The sequence below is a fragment of the Clostridium sp. OS1-26 genome, from assembly GCF_030915445.1.
GTDB lineage: Bacteria > Bacillota > Clostridia > Clostridiales > Clostridiaceae > Clostridium_AM.
In genome coordinates this window covers 3920758-3939496 of sequence record NZ_CP133264.1, presented here as the reverse complement: position 1 = coordinate 3939496, position 18739 = coordinate 3920758, and the positions used below count along the sequence as shown (strand labels likewise).

The following is an 18739-nucleotide window of genomic DNA, read 5'->3' as shown; positions in this document are numbered from 1 at the left end:
TTATGTACTCCAGCAACTGCTAAAGTCTGTATTTAAATAATACGTAACTTACTGCTTGTAATTCAGTATTCTCATCATTTTCTTCACCCAAGGCAATATGCCTTCTATAACCTTCTGAGTATTCTTCAAATCTAATCATGATAATGTTTTAAATTCGTATCCCTGATCCCTAAGATATTTTATTATTTGAGGTAATGCTTTAGCTGTTTCTTCCTTGCCATATGCATCATGCATTAGTATAACTACTTTTTCTTTTGTTCCTACGCTTTTTTTTACTTCTTTCAACAATTCTTCTGCATTTTTCTTTTTACCCTCTGAATCGAAATCATAGGCATTCCAATCTATACTATACATATCTCTTAGCCTATTATTAAGTTCTGCTAGATTAGGATCTTTGTAGTGTTCTCTTGACATATAACCGCCTGGCATTCTTAAGACTCTTGTATCAAAGTCTTGTCCAATAATGTTTTTAATTGCAGCATTGGTTTTTACAACTTCTTCCACAAAGCAATCTACATTAATCTTGTTTTCTGGATATAAACTTTTAAGATTATGAGAATAAGTATGATTTCCTAATGCATGTCCTTCTCTAAAAGTTCTCTTGACTAAATTTTTACTTGCTTCATTAGAATTTATACTTTTCCCAATTAAAAAAAAGGTAGCTTTTACATTATGTTCTTTTAATACGTCTAGTATTTTGGGTGTTACAGTTGTGGATGGGCCATCATCAAAAGTTAAGAATGCTATTTTTTTACCATCACTTTCTTCTTTGTTATCTAAAATATCTTTTACCCTCTTTACATCATAGGTATATTTTTGTCCTTCGTCATTTATATTATGTGATCTATTTACTATCATATTTTCTTTTGTTTCTATTTTAATATCTGATTCTTTAGCTTTATTAGTTGATACCACTTTACTAGCAGTTACTTCTTTATTAGCTTGTACAATTTTATTATGATAACATTCATAACCTTTATATGACAAAATAAAAGTACCTATAAAAATACCTATTAGATATAAGGTTAATTTTCTTCTTTTTTTTCTAATTTTTTTTCTCATCTCTCTCCCCTTATTCCTACTAAAAAATCGTTATCTACATCAATATCTATTCTATACGTTAATTATTTCTAAAATTTATATAAGTAATTTAAAATTTTACTAACTTTTGTATTATTCTATTCAGATTTTATGGATTTATAAAATCTGAATAGAATAATAAATCACCCTTTTAATAAGAGTTTATTGGAACTCTCCTGAATATGAACCCAAAAGTTTCTAAAAGGGAACTGATCTGAAAAATATGATTCAACTTTAGTTTCATAGCTTCTATCTAATACTCTTTCAACATGAAAAACAGGCCATGGAGCTAAGTAACGCATCTCTTCCTTCGAAAAAGTTTTATCCGGTAAGGCTAGATGCAATATAAACATAGCAAATATAAATAAAAGTGGGAAAACACACACAATATTTCGTGTAACAACAAAACGTTTCTTTTTATTCATTCGCATATCAATCCTCCAGGTTAAAATCGAAAATATATAAATGGGTTGTAGGTTGAACCAACCATATACACCGTTGAAAAAAACATTAGTACACAATAATACACGTTTTCTGCAAACTTGAAAATATTGCAATGAATCCTTTTAAATGATAACGCCAGCTTCTTCGGCAAGGGTGTGGCTGCTATGATACAAACAAGATATAAGACGGCATACGCTTCAAGCTTCGTAATTGTTTGAATATCAATAAACGCGTTGCTTCCTACTCCAAACATGCTCCGCAGAAAACTCACCACATCCGCCATGTTGGGAAATTCAAAAAACACCCAGCCTATAACAATAAGCAATAGCGAGTATATGTGACGGATAGCTTTGGGCCATCGTGTCATGCTCTTCTGCAAAAACAATTTTTCTATTATTATTAAGGTTCCAAAATAAAGCCCCCATAAAACAAAATTCCAGCTTGCACCATGCCAGAGTCCTGTGAGAAACCATACGATGAACATGTTCCGTATCAATTTCCACTTACCGACACGGTTCCCGCCAAGAGAAATATATACATATTCCTTAAACCATGAGCCGAGGGAGATATGCCACCTCCGCCAAAATTCCGAGATACTTTGAGAAATATATGGATACCGAAAGTTTTCCTCAAAACGGAATCCGAACATTTTTCCCAATCCGATGGCCATATCAGAATACCCGCTAAAATCGAAATAAATCTGCAAAGTAAAGGCAATAATCCCGGCCCATGCCATGAGCACCGAAATTTCTGCGCCAGGCATGGCTTTTACTTCGGACCATAGCAAACCAATATTGTTAGCAAGAAGCACCTTTTTCGCAAGGCCGCACAGGAAGCGCCGCATCCCGGAGTAAAATTCTTCAAAGCTTATGCTCCTGTCAGCTAGCTGTGATTCAATGTCTGCATACTTCAAAATAGGCCCTGCCACCAACTGCGGAAACATAGTGATATAAAGAGCAAAAAGAATCGGGCTTTTCTGCGAATTTATTTTTCCCCTATATACATCAATTACATAAGATAGTGCGTGAAAGGTATAAAATGAAATCCCTAAGGGAAGCACTGGTGTTCCCGCGTTCAAATTCCAACTGCCAATCGATGCTATTGTGCTTATGATCATGCCGAAGTATTTAAAATAAGCGAGACAGCCTAAATTGAAAACAAGGCCTATTATTAAAAAAAGCTTCCTTTTTCGTTTACCAGCATCATCTCTGCCCAAAAGAGTTCCTATAAAGTAATTAATCATTATGGAACCGCACATCAATAACACATAGACAGGTTCTCCCCATGCATAGAAAAATAAGCTTGCAGTAAGCAGGACAATATTTCTCAAATGCTTTCCTAAAGAATAATATAGAATTACTGTGATCGGTAAAAAAGCAAATGTAAAAAATAGACTACTAAATACCATATATCCCTCCGCTATAATGATTCAGAGAGTTTATTCAGCCACAACTGATAAAATTCTTTTTTGAAATGAACACCATCTTCGGCAAATAAATTGGGGTTTTTCTTTGCCAATGCTCCTATGTCTACATAATTAACTGATAACTTGCCCGCCAGTTCCTTTAATAGATCATTATATTCGTCTATTCCTTTATAACGTGGTTGCTCTTTTAAAGCCTTCTGTGCTACAGGTGTAATGGATTGGAGATATATTTTTGAGTCGGGCACCTCTTTCTTTATCTTGTCAACCAGTTTCGTTAAATCTTTTCTGAATAATTCTTTAGGATTATCCTCAGGCATGAGCATGTCATCTGACCCCAACATGATAAAGACGTTATCCGGTTTCTTTTTAGCTAAGTCTCCAATTTGATCATACGTATATCCAGCTGTGGCTCCTGCCCCAGCTATTACACAATCTTTAGACAGAATTTCATTAATTACAAAACCTTCAGTGATGGAATCTCCGATAAATACACTATTCTTAAACTGAGCTGTAACATCCTTTTTAGCATCCTTTTTATCAGCCTTTTCAGCAGTTTTATTCCCGCAGGCAGCCATACCAACCAGAAGGATACCTACGAGGAAACACATCATTAATTTTTTCATTTAAAAAACCTCTTTTCTTTATTTGATACATAAATATTACAGCAGCAAAATGCAGAACAGGTGCAGATGAGATAAAGCTTAGATATTATTTTTGTTCTAATTTTTTTTAAAATAAAAGCCATGAAGAATCCTTCATAGCTGTTTCGCCGGTAAAATATTAAATTGTTTAGATAAGAGTATCTCAAACAAGGCATATATCTTTCTCAGAAAATATAACCAATGATTTATGGTTGTATCGGCAGTGAAAAGAAAAAGCGGACGCCATCTTTCGTATTTTCCACACCATAAACCGCATGATGAAGTTCCAGTATTTCCTTAGATATGGAAAGCCCAAGACCAGTACCTGCTTTGGATGTCCTCGCCTCGACACGATAGAATTGATTCCAAATCTTTTTTCTGTCTTCCTCTGGTATCAAGTTCCCTTTATTTTCTATACTGATTTCTGCTGTCTGTCCATCGCATCTTATAGCAATTACGATTGCATGCCCATTCTCCGTATGACGAATTGCATTGCTGAGAAAATTAGTGATTACTCGACTAATTAACCCTCTATGCCCTATCACTACCCGTGGATGAAGTTTTAACGTAAGAGAGAGATTTTTCTCCTGTATTTGCTCATCCAGCGATCCGCATACTTCGGTAATCAATTTATCTATTGCAAAAGGAGCCACTTTCGGCTTATAAGTTCCAGATTCAAACTTAGCTAAATCCAGCATGTTCACAACCAACAAGTCCATTCGCTGTATTTCGTCTTCCATAGCTTGAAAGTAATGTTCTCGTTTTTCAGCTGCGATTCCATCTTTTAAAATAGACAGACAACTTTTCATAACAGCAAGAGGCGTTTTCAACTCATGGGATACTCCTGCAATAAATTTCTTCCGCGTAGTTTCCAACTTTTTCTCTTTATCGATATCCTGTTTAAGCTGGCCAATATATTCTTCCATCTGGTTTGACAGGTAATTTATATTCTTAGATAATTGACCAATTTCATCAGTGGAATGCACCGGCAACTTTTCTGTAAAATCCATATTTGCTATTTTTCCTGTGATCTGGTTGATGGACAATAGCGGTTTGGCTAGCCACTTAGACAAAATAAACGCTAAAAGCATAACACACAGGAAGGAAAATCCAAAAAAATAAGGATAGAATTGCCGTATAATCGATATTGCTTCATCTACCGGCTGAAGAGAAATCATAGCAAAAATATATCTTGCTCTCCCATTTTCAAGAATTGGTTTAATGATTATCCTATATTCTGCAAAATTTTCCGACACATTAAGCTCTTTTGCATGCTGCAGTGGCTCCGCAGTATTTATAAACATACTAGTTTGAAATTCTTTTACCTGTTTAAGAAAAAAACGTTCCCGGTAAGGAAAGGAAATATCCTCCTCACGTTCTGGAAATACAGTTTTCGTTATCGTTCCCTTATATACATTAGTTATAAGATGACTATATGCTTTGTCAGCATTTGGACCATGTAACTTGTCTGCGATGTCTAAATTTAATACTCCCGTTGAATAAGTCTGTATCTGATAAGGTATCCTTTCATCTGCTATATTAACTGCATCAATAACTACCTCGTCGCCAACTTTTAATAAAGATAGCATATTCGAAGAAAATTCTCCTTCAAAGGAGTACATTGGTATTCTAAAATTGCCCTTAGGTTCATTTTTCAATTTCACTTCGATATAGTAATTTTCCACATCACAGATGCGTCCATATTCATCTAATTTTGTAATCCAAATATGATTATTTTTATATAGTTCTTTGGATGCTGCTTCTGCTCCTTTCTTCGCTGACATATCTGAGTAAACATTCATATACGTTTTCATAGTGTCCAATTTCTTATTAATATAATATTTCTCAAAAAAATAATTCTGCGTGATTCCAACGAATAAAAACATCATGGAAAATAATAGAGCCGTCAGTACAAACCATTTAAAAACAACACTTTTTTTCATAGCTATTCCTCTTCAAATTTATATCCCGAACGGATAACTGTAACAATGCAGCTGCCTTTACTTCCAAGCTTAGCACGGAGATTCCTTATATGGCTATTTATTGTCTTTTCATCACCATAAAAATCATAACCCCATATTTTTGCTATTAATTGCTCTCTGGTAATTACAATCCCTTTATTTTGCATTAAGTAAGCAAGGATTTCAAATTCTGTATGAGTTAAATTAATTGTATTTCCATCTATAGAAACAAGTCTTGATCCCATATTTAAAACAATATCGCCAACTGACATCAGTGTTCCATCTATAGTGCCTGAATATTTTTCAAGAAACCGTTTCACTTTTGCCATTAAAACACGGGGACTGTATGGTTTAATAAGATAATCATCCGCTCCCAGCTCATACCCTAGGAGAGAGTCGTCCTCATCTGAACGAGCAGTTAAAATAATTATAGGGATACTAGAATTTTTCCGTATTCTACGACATACTGACCAGCCGTCAACTTTTGGTAGAACAATGTCTAATATAACTAAATCAACAGAATTTGATTGAAAAAGTTCTAAAGCTTTTTCACCATCTGCAGCCTCTAATACCTGGTATCCATCTTCAATCAGATAGTCTATTATTACTTCACGCAATATATCTTCATCTTCTACAACTAATATTTTATTCATAGCATAACCTCCATCTGTGTCCTTATAAACTTACTAAGAGTAAGACGCAGTAAGATTGTAATCATTAATATCAGCATTAAGATTTTTTACTTCTAATCCGTATACTTTTTTATTTCTCTACTGCTCTCTTACAGTATGCTTTAGGAATATGAAAAAATCAAGTGAGAGAATTCTATGTTCTTTGATTTAACTTTTCTCTAATTTTACATGACGCAATCAACAGTTTCTGAATATCTTGCTATACTTTTGCGAGCTGGTTTAATTAAGACAAAGCGTATTGGAAAGTATACGTATTATAAAAGAGATGAAGAAGCCATTAAAAGAATTGTAACCATTTTTGAACAAGAGATCTAAAGTAAATATACTGTATTAAAGAGTGATTATTTTGTCTAATACATTTAAGATTTATGTTTTAGCACTAATAAGTTTTTTAGTTGGAACATCGGAGTATATTATATCAGGTACTTTAAATAACATTTCAGCTTCACTAGGAATCACCTTGGCGGTTGCAGTACAGGTATTTGAATGCCTCTTATATTTTCCATAATGCTGAACCCATCTAATTTAGGTAGCATTACATCTAAAATGATTAAGTCGAATTTTTCTTCTTTAATTAATTTTAATGCTTCTTCGCCGTCGTAAACCTGTTTCACCTCATAATTCATCATATTTAAATTCAATTTGATTAAATCTGAAATTGATACATCATCCTCTACAATCAAAACTTATTCCATTTGTAATAAATTCGCCACCTTCAATAAATTCTTATAATATAGAGGAGCAACTTCCCTATTAAATATGAAAATAGTGTAAAAGTTTCTTCTCTATATATAAATCATAATAAATTCCTTACCATAAGTTGTCTATAAGTTGTAATGTTTTTGTAAAATTTTTGTTACTACTGCCTTTTCGTAACATTATACAAGTAAATCAAACCATTTTGTTTAACATTGGTAATTATTTGAGCAATGCTGCGACCCTCTATCAGAATGCATTAATTACTAATTGCAGCCAACAAGTCGGAAATGTTGGCGATACCCCATATCCATCAAGCTAAAAGAATCCTAAAAAATAAAGCTTTTTGCAGACGAACTTAAAAGATGTTTTTCAAAAGATGAGATTGAAGAAATAGCAAGAGAAATTGGTTTTGTGAAAAGAAAAAGTAAAATTGAAGCATGGGAATTCGTTTATCTATGCTATTTTATGGATGTAGAAGTTACTTCTCCATCACACGCAATAAAATCCAACTCTCGAATAAATGCACTTACTTTTCAGTACATAACACGAATGTTGTTATTATCTCTAATTCTATATACCATGATGGATTATAAAATATTTACTTGAATCATGTATGACTTTTTCTGCAAGTGATTGCAGTTTTCTGATGTTACTAACAAGTTCATCTCGGTTTACTTCTATTATTTCATATTCACCTTCTAGAACACCTTTATCATTTGTTGTCCAGCAATAACTCCCTTTAAGTTTTAAAATAGGTGTACCATTTGAAAATAAATCAGCCCATAATTTTGCTATATTCAAAATAACTGCAGCTCCTTCTTTATCAAACAATGTAATTCCATAATTATTTAACCCAAATCCTTTTTCATAACCATTACCAGGATTAATTGATGGTATCCATCTCAACGTGTCTCCTATATACTGGATTATATCATTATGAATTAATACGCAATTACTCATGTCTTCTAATGATACATCACCTACATTACAAGGTATTTCCTCATAATCACTTTTGGTTACTAAAAAAATTTTATGTTCAAGTCCCATAAAAGCCTCCTAATTTGTATGATTTTCAACTAAACAGTATTTTTGATATAAGTGTGCTTGGAGTGCAGCCAACAAAAGCTAACCTTCTCCTATCTCATCAATTAGCCAAGGTGAGTTTTTATCTTTTCTAATAAGAGTACACCACTTAATGTATTTCCCACTATCTTGCGGACCAACTCCATCCTTTTTATATTTAACTGTGTATTCAATCTTATAAATTATTATATTTTCTTCTTTTGCACCAGTTATTATCCCATGTCCATATTTTATATACCCTTCCTTCATACTCGAGGCAACATCTTCTGATATACTGTTTAGCTTGATATATTTCAAGTTTTCGTCCACTCCAGTTGTTATTTGACTCCATTGGGTTCGTGTTGAGTTTACTCCTTCTAAATTTTTTTCGTTGTAGTATTTAAAATAATTTTCTACTACTTGCTTTGGCTCTAATGGTTGCTTTTGTGAATTAAGCTCTTTAGAATTAGTCGTTTGTGTTTTTACTGCAGAACACCCTGTAAATACAAATACTAAAAACAAAGTTACTAATATTATTTTTTTCATTTTTTCCCCCACAAAACTTACTTATTAATAATCTGCGATTGTAACACATAAAATTGCTATTCTTCATATATCACTGATTTACGATTACCCAAAATATAAGAGGATTACGATCTAACTAATTTATCTCACACATTTCTAAAACTTGTTTTAAAAATCATTTTACATTTGGAAGTGTTCATCGAAGTATCTAAAGGTATTCCATTTGCTATCGCATTTTCAATACTAATTGTATCTTCGATAACTAAATTTTCATCTAATCCTAACTTTCTTGCCATTTTTCTATTGAATTTAAGATAAACCTTTCCACCTAAAAATCCACTTGCACCTAATATGAGTATTTTTATCACTAAACTAACCTCCAATATAGAAAGTAATTTAAATTTTTGTTTTTTAAATTACTTCACATTTAATTACACTTGTGACGCTCATCAAGAAAGTTCCGACAGAACTGAATCTAAAATCATGCTAACTCAACTCTACAAATTGGAATTTAACCTAATTCACTTTCGAGAAGTCCAAATTTTTTCAGACAGAAAATATACTCTGCAACACAAAAATAATTCTGAATGTCCTTTTCATCCAACCCTCGAAATACATATAGTTCATCCCAAAGTAGACTACTACCTTCAACACAGAAAAATCCTGATTCCAGCTCAACTCCAACAAAGACATTGTTTCCCTTAAAAATTTCATCTTGATTTTCATAAAGAAACTTTCCATTACCTTCATTTTCTACGACAAAAGTAACTGCTGACATTTCTGCTCCTATAGGCAATTTATCCGCGTAGGGCTTGTTATAAAGTACATTATTAATTACTACCTGCTTTGCATTATCATCATGTACTTCCTCTAGAAGATACTTATTTTTTAAATATTCCACAACTTCTTTGCCTGACTTCCTATTTGGAAGTAATTTGTCTTTGTATTTATTCCAGACTACTTTCCACCTCTCAACCATTTCCTGGGGTAGCTTCTTGAATCAACATATTTATCACCTCTACAAATTACTATTTATAATACTCAAGCTTAAATTGGAATTTATAGTTAAGTAAAATTTTATATATGCCATACATATAGTGCCATATCATAATTATTTTTTGACTTCTTCTTACCTGCATATATAAAGCCTTCATTTTCATATAACATCCTCAATTTATTTCTTTGTAAATTACAATCTAATCTTAGTGAATTAATACCATTTTTTAATGATAAATTTTTGGCAAAATTAATAAGTTCTTTTGAAATACCTTTACCTGCAATCACTCTCTTAACAGCCAACTTATGTATATAAAGTGACTTTCCCTTTGGAATTTCAGGCCAATACTTTGTGTCTAAATCAGTTATAGCCATACATCCTACAGGCACCCCATTCTGATAATCAATATAAAAATCATTAATCTGATAATCTTTTGATAGAGAATTCCATTTTATACTGTTTTCATTCCATTGATTCTGTAATTTATTTTTTTCCATCCACATCACTGCATCTAATAATATCTCCTCAATCACTAAAATATCATGTTCTTCTGCCTGCTTTATCATAGATTATCCTCCCTAAATTACTATTTATATTACTCACTCTTAAATTGGAATTTGTTATTTCCTGTTTGGTTTTCTCGTTAGAAACAATAGTGGATAGGCAGTCGATTTTATTTACTTCCGCACTGGTCTGATATACTTAAAAAACCGTTCCGGATTAAAATAAAAGTAAATTATTCTACCGGGGGAAGTATCAAAGCAGTAACCAGTGCCTGCAAAATCAAAAGTTGCCATTGCCTTTTCAATCTTTTCCTCCACACTACGATTTTCCTGCTCATAATCGAATGGCCCATGTTCAAAAACAATATACTCGACTTCGGGAACATCAATCATAAGCATTTGTGGTGGTACTTCGCCTTTATAATCAAAAGGAAGACGTACACCATAACACTCTGTACGTGGAATACCCCAATCGCAGAGTCTGCCGTCCGGGTCATTAATGTATGCCATAATCTGACCGCTGCCGCTGTTAGATTCGCTCCCACCATCATCATCCAATTTGCCCTTGATACTATCGAGTAAGCCGCAAATTGTTTCGCAGTCCTGTCCCGGAATAAGACTTTGCTTTTGCCAAAAATCCCAATACCCATTACTCTCATAGTTTTTAATGTGCAAAAATTTGTGTGCGGGAATGGTTACAAAATAAATTTTAACATCATCTGTAGATTTCATCATACCAATCTCTCCCAATCCTAAAAAGTAGCGGTCGAAAGGGTTTATTTTTGTACGAAGAACGACAGGATTAGGCTTTTTTCGGTATTCACTTGGAGTTACACCATATGTTCCCTTGAAAGCTCTGGTAAAAGCTTCATGTGATGAAAAACCATAATCAAAGGCAATATCCAAAATGCTTTTTTCACTATCCCGAACCTCTTTTAGTGCAAAGGCTAATTTTCTATGCCGCAGATAATCCCTAAATTGCATACCCGATATTTCTTTGAATTTTCTCGTTGTATAAAATTCGGAATAACCCAGCCTGCGAGAAAGAAAGCGTAGTGTCAAGGCTTCATCATTATAATTTTTAATACATTTGTCAATTTCATCAACGATTATTTGAATTTGCTTCTGCCACTCGTACATTCGTCTGTTCACCCCGTTTCAACCGTCCTACATTTATTATAAAGAAATAGAGAGATTACTGCTTGATTTTACTTGCTGTTATTTCATTTTTCTCTTTTAAGTTCTGCATCTTTTCAATTTTGCAGCCGCCATAAGTTGTTGGTAAGTCAAGTACAGTTAAGTTTACTGTCTGCCTGTAAAAACGCCGCTATTATATAGCTGTTGACGGAAACACCAATCTGTTTTGTCTGAACCGTTGGGGCCGATCAGCCCCATGATAAACCCCTCCGGCAAACGGATGGTGATATTTTCAAGCGTAAAATTCTGATTTTAGGTTTCATTATTTATAAATTATCTTCATAATTTATAAACAACTCGATAAATTACTATTTAGTAAATTGTTTGTTTTTATATTTGAATCATTAAATGGAGTCAAAGCTCCAACTGAAGCCAAGACTTCTGTTTATAGTATTATGGGCACTTTACTCGCATTAAAGCTAGGTACATTCTACTTCTGATTTTTTATCAATTTTTTTATTTCATTATTTATAACATCAGGAGAAGTATGGTGTATAGCATGTGTTGAACCCTTAACAACCATTTGCATACTATCTGTAGACCATTTTTTCAAAGCTTCTTGGCTATTTTCCCATTCAGTATCTAAACTACTGCTTTCAGCAGTAAATATTCTAAGTGGTATATTCCCTAACTGATTGTTTGCTAAAACGGTTTTTGCACCAGAGCTTTCCATAATACCTTCGTCAATAATATTTTTATTATACATAGTTTTTAGAATCATTCCTAAATATAATTGTTTTAAATCATCAGGTATGAAGTTAAGATTTTTTGAATAATAATCTGTATGATAAAGTACTAACCTTGCTATACCCGTAGTCTTTAGTAACTTATACTTAAATGCTGTACTATTAGGAACTACCAAACTATTTTTTGCATAAAACTCTGGAGCGCCACCATCTATTAGCACTAATCCAGATACTTCATTTTTATAAGTTTGTGCAAATCTTAGTACTGATAAAGATGCTAGTGAATGGCCAACTAATATATATGGAGGTTTTTGTCCTGATTCTATTAGTGCAGTGTGCAATTCCTTTACAATAGAATCTATATCTCTTGGCTTATCTGTTATCTCACTCCATCCATGCCCTGGTCTGTCATAAACAACTACTTTAGTATGTTTTGAAATTTCGTTATAAAGGGGGTACATATCTGCATATGTACTTGGAGTATTCATCCCTGATAAAAAAACTACAGTAACATTCCCATCACCTTTGCTGTAAACATTTATTTTATGATTATTTACATCAACCATTTTTCCCACTGGAGGGTAGTTGTTAGCATCCTTATATTCACCAATTTTTTCGTATGAAAAACCAATTAATAAAATAATAGCTATACAAATTAAAGCTCTAAATACATACTTTCTAAATCCTTTTACACCTATTTGTTTTATTTTTCTTTTATCTTTTTTGTTTCTAAATTCATTTACAAACTCCTCCCAAAGTATACCTATTCACAAGTTGATACTGTAAGTATTACGCAATATTTCATTATTTTTACTTAATCAATAGGAATTATATCATAATTTACATATAAAAGATATTTATGAATAATGCGGTGTTTGAGTAAATTATCCAATTTTTTTATAAAGATTAATCGCTTGTACATTTTTAGGGTGTACGTACAAAACTAATTCTTCATATCCTAACCTCAGTAATGCGTTTATACTTTTCTTTAAAAGGCTACTTGCCATACCTAAATTCATATATTTTTTTCTGGTAAATAATTCTGAAATTAATGGTTTACTTTCATATAAACTGATAAGAATTACAGACGCAATCTCTGCATTTTGCCTAATTTGAAATGAAGCATCGGAAATAAATATGCCAAAAGTACTTTCAACAATCTCACGGAGTTCTTCGCCTAACTCCTCTAATGTTTCACCTTCGAAGTCTTCTGTATCTCTAAATGCATCTAACATAGAAGTCGCTAAGTCATCTATATCATTAGCGCTTATCCTATTAAAGCTGTAGTGTTCTTGTAATTTTTGAGGTTCAAGTTTGTAAATCATGCCTATTCTCTTACTCATAAATATTATGCTCCTAAATATATTCTTAATTATGTAATAATAAATTACAATTGGATTTAAAAATATTCCAATTATACATATTATAGCATATTTCAAATATCGTATTATCCAATTTTCAAAGACCATATGCAATTAATTATTTCTCAGTTTTTTCATAATACCTAGTTATTATAAATTTATAGCAACTAGATATCATCTTGAAAATGCGACAAAAAACACTGCAACATTCAGTTTAGAATAATGCAGTGCTTAAGTAATAAGTACAGTATTAAAATGCTATTTTGTATTATATCTATCCTTTTGATTGAAAAATGTGATATCTGCATATCCAGCATAAATTTTACCATAGTGCTTTACACCCGATGTAATATAATATCTGTCACCTTTTACATAAGTATTCTTTATGCCACCAATAACTAGTTCAATCTTACCTTCAAGAACAATGCCATATTGACTTTCATGTTGATGTTCAGGCAAATCAACATCCTCTTCAAATTCCATAAATAATATTTGTTGATTCTCTCCTTGAGACAAAAAAGCTGTCACCCCTTTCAAAGGGATGTCTGCAAATGGTAAATTTTCAACTACTTCCGGAAAAATTTTTGACATAATCTCACAACTCCTTAATCATTTATTGACCTATACTATATAAGATGCATTAAAATAATTAAAGTTGTGCCATTTTTGTTCTTTTTAAAACATTTTTTTTAAATTTGATAACACATCTTCATACCATTCATTAGATGGCTTATGGTCAGGCATATTAGCATACAAATATCTTAATTTTTTTTCTATATCTGAATCAATTATTTCTAAAGAACAAGTTAAATTACCTTTTCTATCATTCTTACTTTCCAAAAAATTTTTTTTCATCTTTTCTCTATGATTAGTGAACTCATTCCAAGCTTTGCAACTACATGGATTCTTAACATCTACTAAACTACAATTCTCTCCAAAGAACTTATCTAATTTAACTCTAGCACGATAGAGTAAAGCCTTTGTTGCTGATTCAGTTAAGTTTATTATTTTCGAAACTTCTTCTGTGCTTAAACCAAACATATCAACTAAAGAAAATACTATTCTTTGGTTCTCAGATAATCTATGAACCATTGTTAAGAAACATCCATTTTGAATTTTTTTAATAGTTTCTTCCACTATTATTTCATCTTCAATGCTCGGAATTGAATTGTCAATATTTATCAAGTTTCCAAGTTGCTGTAACTCAAGCATTTCGCCGTATGGGATTTCTGCTAATTTTTTCAGCTTCCTCAGATTCATTAAATGAGTATTAAAGCATATTCTTCGAAGCCAAAACCTAATGGAATCTTTATCCCTTAATTGGGATATCTCTTTATATGCTTTAAGAAATGTCTCTTGTGTTAAATCTTCTGCTGATTCTTTATGGTTAGTTAATTTATATGCATAAGAATAAATATACCTATTATACTCTCTAAACACCTCGATAAAATTCAAATTTTCACCCTCTATTTAATATTCATCTATTATGCTTTAATAAATACAATTTTTCCCAACAATTATTGTATGATATTATATTCCTAATTTAATCTTTACAAAAATTATACCACTATATCTATATATTTTCATAATATTAAACTATTATAAAATTACAATAGCTTAATGTTATATTTGAAATGCGACGAAAAACACCCCAAAATTCAAATATGAATAATGCGGTGCTCCAGTAAATTATTCCTGTTTTTTAGTTGAGTTATTAAATAAGAAAATTCTGTATCATCCTTATATTAATACTTATTATTTAGAATCAACGTTACTTATGGTACTATATGTTCAAATATTGAACCAACTCTATCCTTTAGATCAAAGTACCCTGAACCCATCATTATTGTTGGTTTAACTTTTAGAGCATTTGGTCTTCCATTTTCCAAGCAGTCTTCGTTCGCATATACTGCAACAATTTCTCCAATAAACATCGTAAAATCAAATATAGGAATTGTCTGTATTACCTTGCAAAGATAATTTACAGGACACTCTTTTATCATTGGCGCATTTCCTGCATCATCATAAAACGAATCAAAAACATTCGATTTATCTTCTTTATTACCAGAGACGCACCCACAATAATCAGTCTTATCAATAGATTCAGAGGATGGTATGTTTACACTAAAGAATCCATTTTCCACTACCCCTGAAGTTGTATAGTGAGAATTTTTCAATGAAATGTACAATACAGGTTTCTCACTTACAACACCATATGCGCCTAGTGTGGCATAGTTTGGCTTTCCATTAACCATCGCCCCTGCCAAAACTGTAATAAATGGTCCAAAAGGTACATTTGCTATTTTCTTCTTTATCATATTCTTTCTCCAATTCGATTATTTATTTGTTGCAACAATAATAATTATATAGATAAATTGAAAAAAGTATAGACTGTTTCTTTTCTATGAGTTATCATATAGATAGATCACGCCCCAAAATATATAATCTCAGCATCACAATATCTTACTATTTTGACTTATCTATTAATAATTATATCACATTTATATTACAGCAAATGTTATAATTCTAAATAAATGTAAAATAGTCCCACTTTCTAACACCTCATTATTCAATTATATATGCACTTATAATTTCTCCATAGTAAGCTGTGTGAAAATCCTTGTTTGCACCATGAAATGAGCTTTCAACATCTTGTGGGTAAAATTTATTTTTATTTTCTTCTTTAATCTCACTCTCATCTTGTTTTTGTTTATATATAACCCTACACTCAAGTGTAAGTGGAAGCTCCTTAATAGCAGGAACTGAAACACTATTAGGTGATTCCAGTGTCAAGTTTAGTTCCTTAATTTTATCACTTGAATGACCAGATTTTGTGCCACAAATCCCTAATATTTTTTTATTAAACTCACCAAAGGGTACATTTATAGTAAATTCAGGATTTTTTTCAAGTTGATGTTTTGTAAAGCGATTTTCTCTCACAAAAGCTGTAAAAATCGGTTTCTCCCATTCTATTCCTAGCGTTCCCCATGAAATAGTCATAGAATTAACTTTATCATCTGCCTTTGTTGTTAATAAAACACCTGTTTTAAGCGCTTTCATAATCACATTGGCATAATCAAATACTTGTATTTCTTTTTTCATAATATTATCCTCCTTGAATATTTGTTGTCTCTATGATAAATTAATATATAATCAATAGCAAGTATGTACTTTTTTGTTAGGTACTATCCCAAAGGAGAGTAAACTCTGAATAAATAGATATTCTTTTTATATTGTGACACAAAAAACACCGCAATATTCAAGTTTGAATAATACGGTATTCAGATAAATTATTCGTCTTTTCAGTTGTGCCGTTAAATAAAAATATTACTTTATTGTACTGAAAGAAAATTATATTTTTCGTTACAGTAGTTTATGATATAACCGATAAAGCTTTTAACTTCCTTTGATCTTTTTATTCTTAATGAATATAAAGACTTTTTAGAAGTATTCTCTCTTATTCGTAACGCTTCTTGAATAATCAATTTATAATTATAGGGCAGATTGTTCATTTGAAATTTTGCTGATTCAGTTTTAGAAATTATCTCTTTATGTTCAAGTGTATATAAAATTCTGCACAATGTTAAAATAGAGAACTCAACCCAATAATCTGTAAGAAAGATAAGTTTAGTATTAATTTTCTTTTTCCAGTATTCATTCAAATTATAATTCATTGTATCTATAATATTATTCCATTCAACATTTAGATTTAAATTGCTAATATCAGGACTATTTATACCTATACCATTATTTTTCAATGTCCACCATGTAACATAGTTAATATCATAATACCCATAATCATGGAGACTTTTATTGGCAAAATATATGTATGGGGTTATATCAGTATTAATCTTACCAATTTTATCTATATTTATATACATTCCTTCCATTCTTTTAGCATATTTGAACTTAGTGTTTAATTCCTTATGTATTGCTTTTAATTTAATTATTTCTTCATCTGTGAATTCTTCATTTATTACAGTAATAAAATCAATATCACTTTTATTTATATCAAATGCTCCTAATGCAACTGAATTATACAGATATACACCAAATATTTTATTACCAAAACAGTTTTTAATTTTTGATTTATATTCATATAGCAAAGGATTTATTATATTGGGAATTCTATTATTCATATTTTCAACCTCACTTATTTATGTTAAGCCACAATAAAGCTTGTTCAAATCTCATGAGTTCATGATTAATAAAGCTTATAAGAACATTGTAATACATACTATTCATTTACTTCAGTAAATCTTTTAGCTAAAAGGTCTCCAATTATTAATAATAGGGATACTATAAGTATATATTTCCATAATCCAATACCATAAGTATTATGCAAATAATAACCAATTGCAAAAGATAAGCAATTCCATATAAATTTTAATATATTAACTGTAGATTTTTTCATATGTATCTCTCCATTATTTTAATTAGTTCGTTATATATTACAACTTCGGCCTATACATATAGAAATTATAGCACATTTGTAACATTATTACATAAAGTTTTACAATAAAGGAATAAGCGCTTTGAACACCATATTATTTAATTTTCAAAGGATATGCATATATTTAGGTTTATAGATTAATACATATAATTTTCATATTAAGTATTAATCTAATAAAAGATAAAATAAAAAGAGCATTTCTACTCTTAATCTTACGCATAGTATTTGAAATGCGACGTAAAAATACTGCAGAATTCAAAATTGAATAATGCAGTGTTTTTTAAATTGTTCGTTTTTTCGATTATTACGTTAAATAAGAAGAATGCGCCTTAACTGTATTTTACAGCATATATTCAATCAAGTATTCTTTCAAAAAATATGCTATCACACCATTTTCCATTTTTATAAATATATTTATTATAACGTCCAACAAATTGAAAGCCATTCTTAATTAATACTATTTGAGAACCTATGTTATCAGGTGATGTTCCTGCTTCTATTCTATGAAGTTTATGATTATTGACTGCTTTATCTAAAATAACTTTTACTGCACTTGTTGCATACCCCTTCCCCTGATGTTCCTCACCAATTCTATAACCGAGTTCAGCCTTATTAAAATTTCCTCTTACTATTGATACTAAATTTATTCTGCCAAGAATCATTCCGTTATGATTCTTTATCAAATACATATTTATTAATCCTTTCTCTTGTTCCTCGATTGATTCCTTTATTATTGTATTGAAATTATTTAATTCATAATAGTTATCTCCTCTTGGGAAACCTACTCTCTCAAAAAAAGCCCTATTTTTAAGTTCGAATGTAAAAAGTTCCTGTGCATCTGACTCCTCAAGTAAATTGATTATAATATCTGACATAAAAGCCTCCTTAACATCGTAGTAATTTACGACTATGACTTAATTGATATCAAAATTATACCACGTCTTCTATATATTTTCATGATTATAGCAAATTCACTTGAATACTACGGTATTTTAATTCTTTCCTAAAATTA

23 protein-coding genes are annotated in these 18739 nt (G+C 31.2%); 1 reads left to right on the top strand and 22 read right to left on the bottom strand.

Going from position 1 to position 18739, the window contains the following annotated elements; translation table 11 throughout:
• Window positions 1-135: 135 nt before the first annotated feature.
• The 6 genes from RCG18_RS19440 to RCG18_RS19415 all read right to left on the bottom strand — a co-directional run bounded on the left by RCG18_RS19440 (window position 136) and on the right by RCG18_RS19415 (window position 6205).
• Window positions 136-1062, bottom strand: coding sequence for a polysaccharide deacetylase family protein (locus RCG18_RS19440; protein WP_308037682.1), 927 nt, complete (start codon window positions 1060-1062; stop codon window positions 136-138).
• Between the two features lie 161 nt (window positions 1063-1223).
• Window positions 1224-1505: a hypothetical protein gene (locus RCG18_RS19435; protein ID WP_308037681.1), complete on the bottom strand. Its 282-nt coding sequence runs from the start codon at window positions 1503-1505 to the stop codon at window positions 1224-1226.
• Between the two features lie 20 nt (window positions 1506-1525).
• Window positions 1526-2932, bottom strand: coding sequence for an MBOAT family O-acyltransferase (locus tag RCG18_RS19430; RefSeq protein WP_308037680.1), 1407 nt, complete (start codon window positions 2930-2932; stop codon window positions 1526-1528).
• 11 nt (window positions 2933-2943) lie between these two features.
• Window positions 2944-3573, bottom strand: coding sequence for an SGNH/GDSL hydrolase family protein (locus RCG18_RS19425; RefSeq protein WP_308037679.1), 630 nt, complete (start codon window positions 3571-3573; stop codon window positions 2944-2946).
• A 224-nt stretch (window positions 3574-3797) separates the two neighbouring features.
• Entirely contained in the window at window positions 3798-5534 is a 1737-nt protein-coding gene (locus tag RCG18_RS19420; RefSeq protein WP_308037678.1) for a HAMP domain-containing sensor histidine kinase, read from the bottom strand.
• Window positions 5535-5536: 2 nt separating this feature from the next.
• Window positions 5537-6205 (bottom strand): response regulator transcription factor, encoded by a 669-nt coding sequence (locus RCG18_RS19415; RefSeq protein WP_308037677.1) that lies wholly within the window; start codon window positions 6203-6205, stop codon window positions 5537-5539.
• Between the two features lie 207 nt (window positions 6206-6412).
• Between RCG18_RS19415 and RCG18_RS19410 the strand changes: the two genes are divergently transcribed.
• Window positions 6413-6559, top strand: a complete 147-nt coding sequence (locus RCG18_RS19410) for a helix-turn-helix domain-containing protein (protein WP_308037676.1) — start codon at window positions 6413-6415, stop codon at window positions 6557-6559.
• A 140-nt stretch (window positions 6560-6699) separates the two neighbouring features.
• Here RCG18_RS19410 and RCG18_RS19405 read toward each other — a convergent pair whose 3' ends face one another.
• The 16 genes from RCG18_RS19405 to RCG18_RS19330 all read right to left on the bottom strand — a co-directional run bounded on the left by RCG18_RS19405 (window position 6700) and on the right by RCG18_RS19330 (window position 18602).
• Entirely contained in the window at window positions 6700-6927 is a 228-nt protein-coding gene (locus RCG18_RS19405; protein WP_308037675.1) for a response regulator, read from the bottom strand.
• Between the two features lie 586 nt (window positions 6928-7513).
• Window positions 7514-7990, bottom strand: a complete 477-nt coding sequence (locus tag RCG18_RS19400; RefSeq protein WP_308037674.1) for a hypothetical protein — start codon at window positions 7988-7990, stop codon at window positions 7514-7516.
• A gap of 78 nt (window positions 7991-8068) precedes the next feature.
• The gene (locus tag RCG18_RS19395) at window positions 8069-8551 is read right to left on the bottom strand and encodes a DUF4829 domain-containing protein (RefSeq protein ID WP_308037673.1); all 483 of its coding nucleotides are present in this window, start codon (window positions 8549-8551) and stop codon (window positions 8069-8071) included.
• A gap of 125 nt (window positions 8552-8676) precedes the next feature.
• The gene (locus tag RCG18_RS19390; protein WP_308037672.1) at window positions 8677-8898 is read right to left on the bottom strand and encodes a hypothetical protein; all 222 of its coding nucleotides are present in this window, start codon (window positions 8896-8898) and stop codon (window positions 8677-8679) included.
• A 143-nt stretch (window positions 8899-9041) separates the two neighbouring features.
• Window positions 9042-9509, bottom strand: coding sequence for a hypothetical protein (locus tag RCG18_RS19385; RefSeq protein WP_308037671.1), 468 nt, complete (start codon window positions 9507-9509; stop codon window positions 9042-9044).
• Window positions 9510-9607: 98 nt separating this feature from the next.
• On the bottom strand, window positions 9608-10093 hold the full coding sequence (locus RCG18_RS19380) for a GNAT family N-acetyltransferase (protein ID WP_308037670.1): 486 nt from the start codon (window positions 10091-10093) through the stop codon (window positions 9608-9610).
• A 111-nt stretch (window positions 10094-10204) separates the two neighbouring features.
• Window positions 10205-11170 carry a helix-turn-helix transcriptional regulator gene (locus RCG18_RS19375; protein ID WP_308037669.1) on the bottom strand — a complete coding sequence of 322 codons (966 nt, stop codon included), beginning with the start codon at window positions 11168-11170 and terminating at the stop codon, window positions 10205-10207.
• Between the two features lie 487 nt (window positions 11171-11657).
• A complete protein-coding gene (locus RCG18_RS19370; RefSeq protein WP_308042061.1) occupies window positions 11658-12479 on the bottom strand; it encodes an alpha/beta hydrolase in 822 nt (273 codons plus the stop codon).
• Between the two features lie 318 nt (window positions 12480-12797).
• Window positions 12798-13256: a GNAT family N-acetyltransferase gene (locus RCG18_RS19365; RefSeq protein WP_308037668.1), complete on the bottom strand. Its 459-nt coding sequence runs from the start codon at window positions 13254-13256 to the stop codon at window positions 12798-12800.
• A gap of 276 nt (window positions 13257-13532) precedes the next feature.
• A complete protein-coding gene (locus tag RCG18_RS19360; RefSeq protein ID WP_308037667.1) occupies window positions 13533-13865 on the bottom strand; it encodes a cupin domain-containing protein in 333 nt (110 codons plus the stop codon).
• 84 nt (window positions 13866-13949) lie between these two features.
• On the bottom strand, window positions 13950-14729 hold the full coding sequence (locus RCG18_RS19355) for an RNA polymerase sigma factor (protein WP_308037666.1): 780 nt from the start codon (window positions 14727-14729) through the stop codon (window positions 13950-13952).
• A gap of 320 nt (window positions 14730-15049) precedes the next feature.
• Entirely contained in the window at window positions 15050-15592 is a 543-nt protein-coding gene (locus tag RCG18_RS19350) for a flavin reductase family protein (RefSeq protein ID WP_308037665.1), read from the bottom strand.
• 247 nt (window positions 15593-15839) lie between these two features.
• Window positions 15840-16376 (bottom strand): flavin reductase family protein, encoded by a 537-nt coding sequence (locus RCG18_RS19345; RefSeq protein WP_308037664.1) that lies wholly within the window; start codon window positions 16374-16376, stop codon window positions 15840-15842.
• Window positions 16377-16606: 230 nt separating this feature from the next.
• Window positions 16607-17413, bottom strand: a complete 807-nt coding sequence (locus tag RCG18_RS19340) for an aminoglycoside adenylyltransferase domain-containing protein (RefSeq protein ID WP_308037663.1) — start codon at window positions 17411-17413, stop codon at window positions 16607-16609.
• A 98-nt stretch (window positions 17414-17511) separates the two neighbouring features.
• Window positions 17512-17688 (bottom strand): hypothetical protein, encoded by a 177-nt coding sequence (locus RCG18_RS19335; RefSeq protein WP_308037662.1) that lies wholly within the window; start codon window positions 17686-17688, stop codon window positions 17512-17514.
• Between the two features lie 392 nt (window positions 17689-18080).
• A complete protein-coding gene (locus RCG18_RS19330; protein WP_308037661.1) occupies window positions 18081-18602 on the bottom strand; it encodes a GNAT family protein in 522 nt (173 codons plus the stop codon).
• Between the last annotated feature and the right edge of the window lie 137 nt (window positions 18603-18739).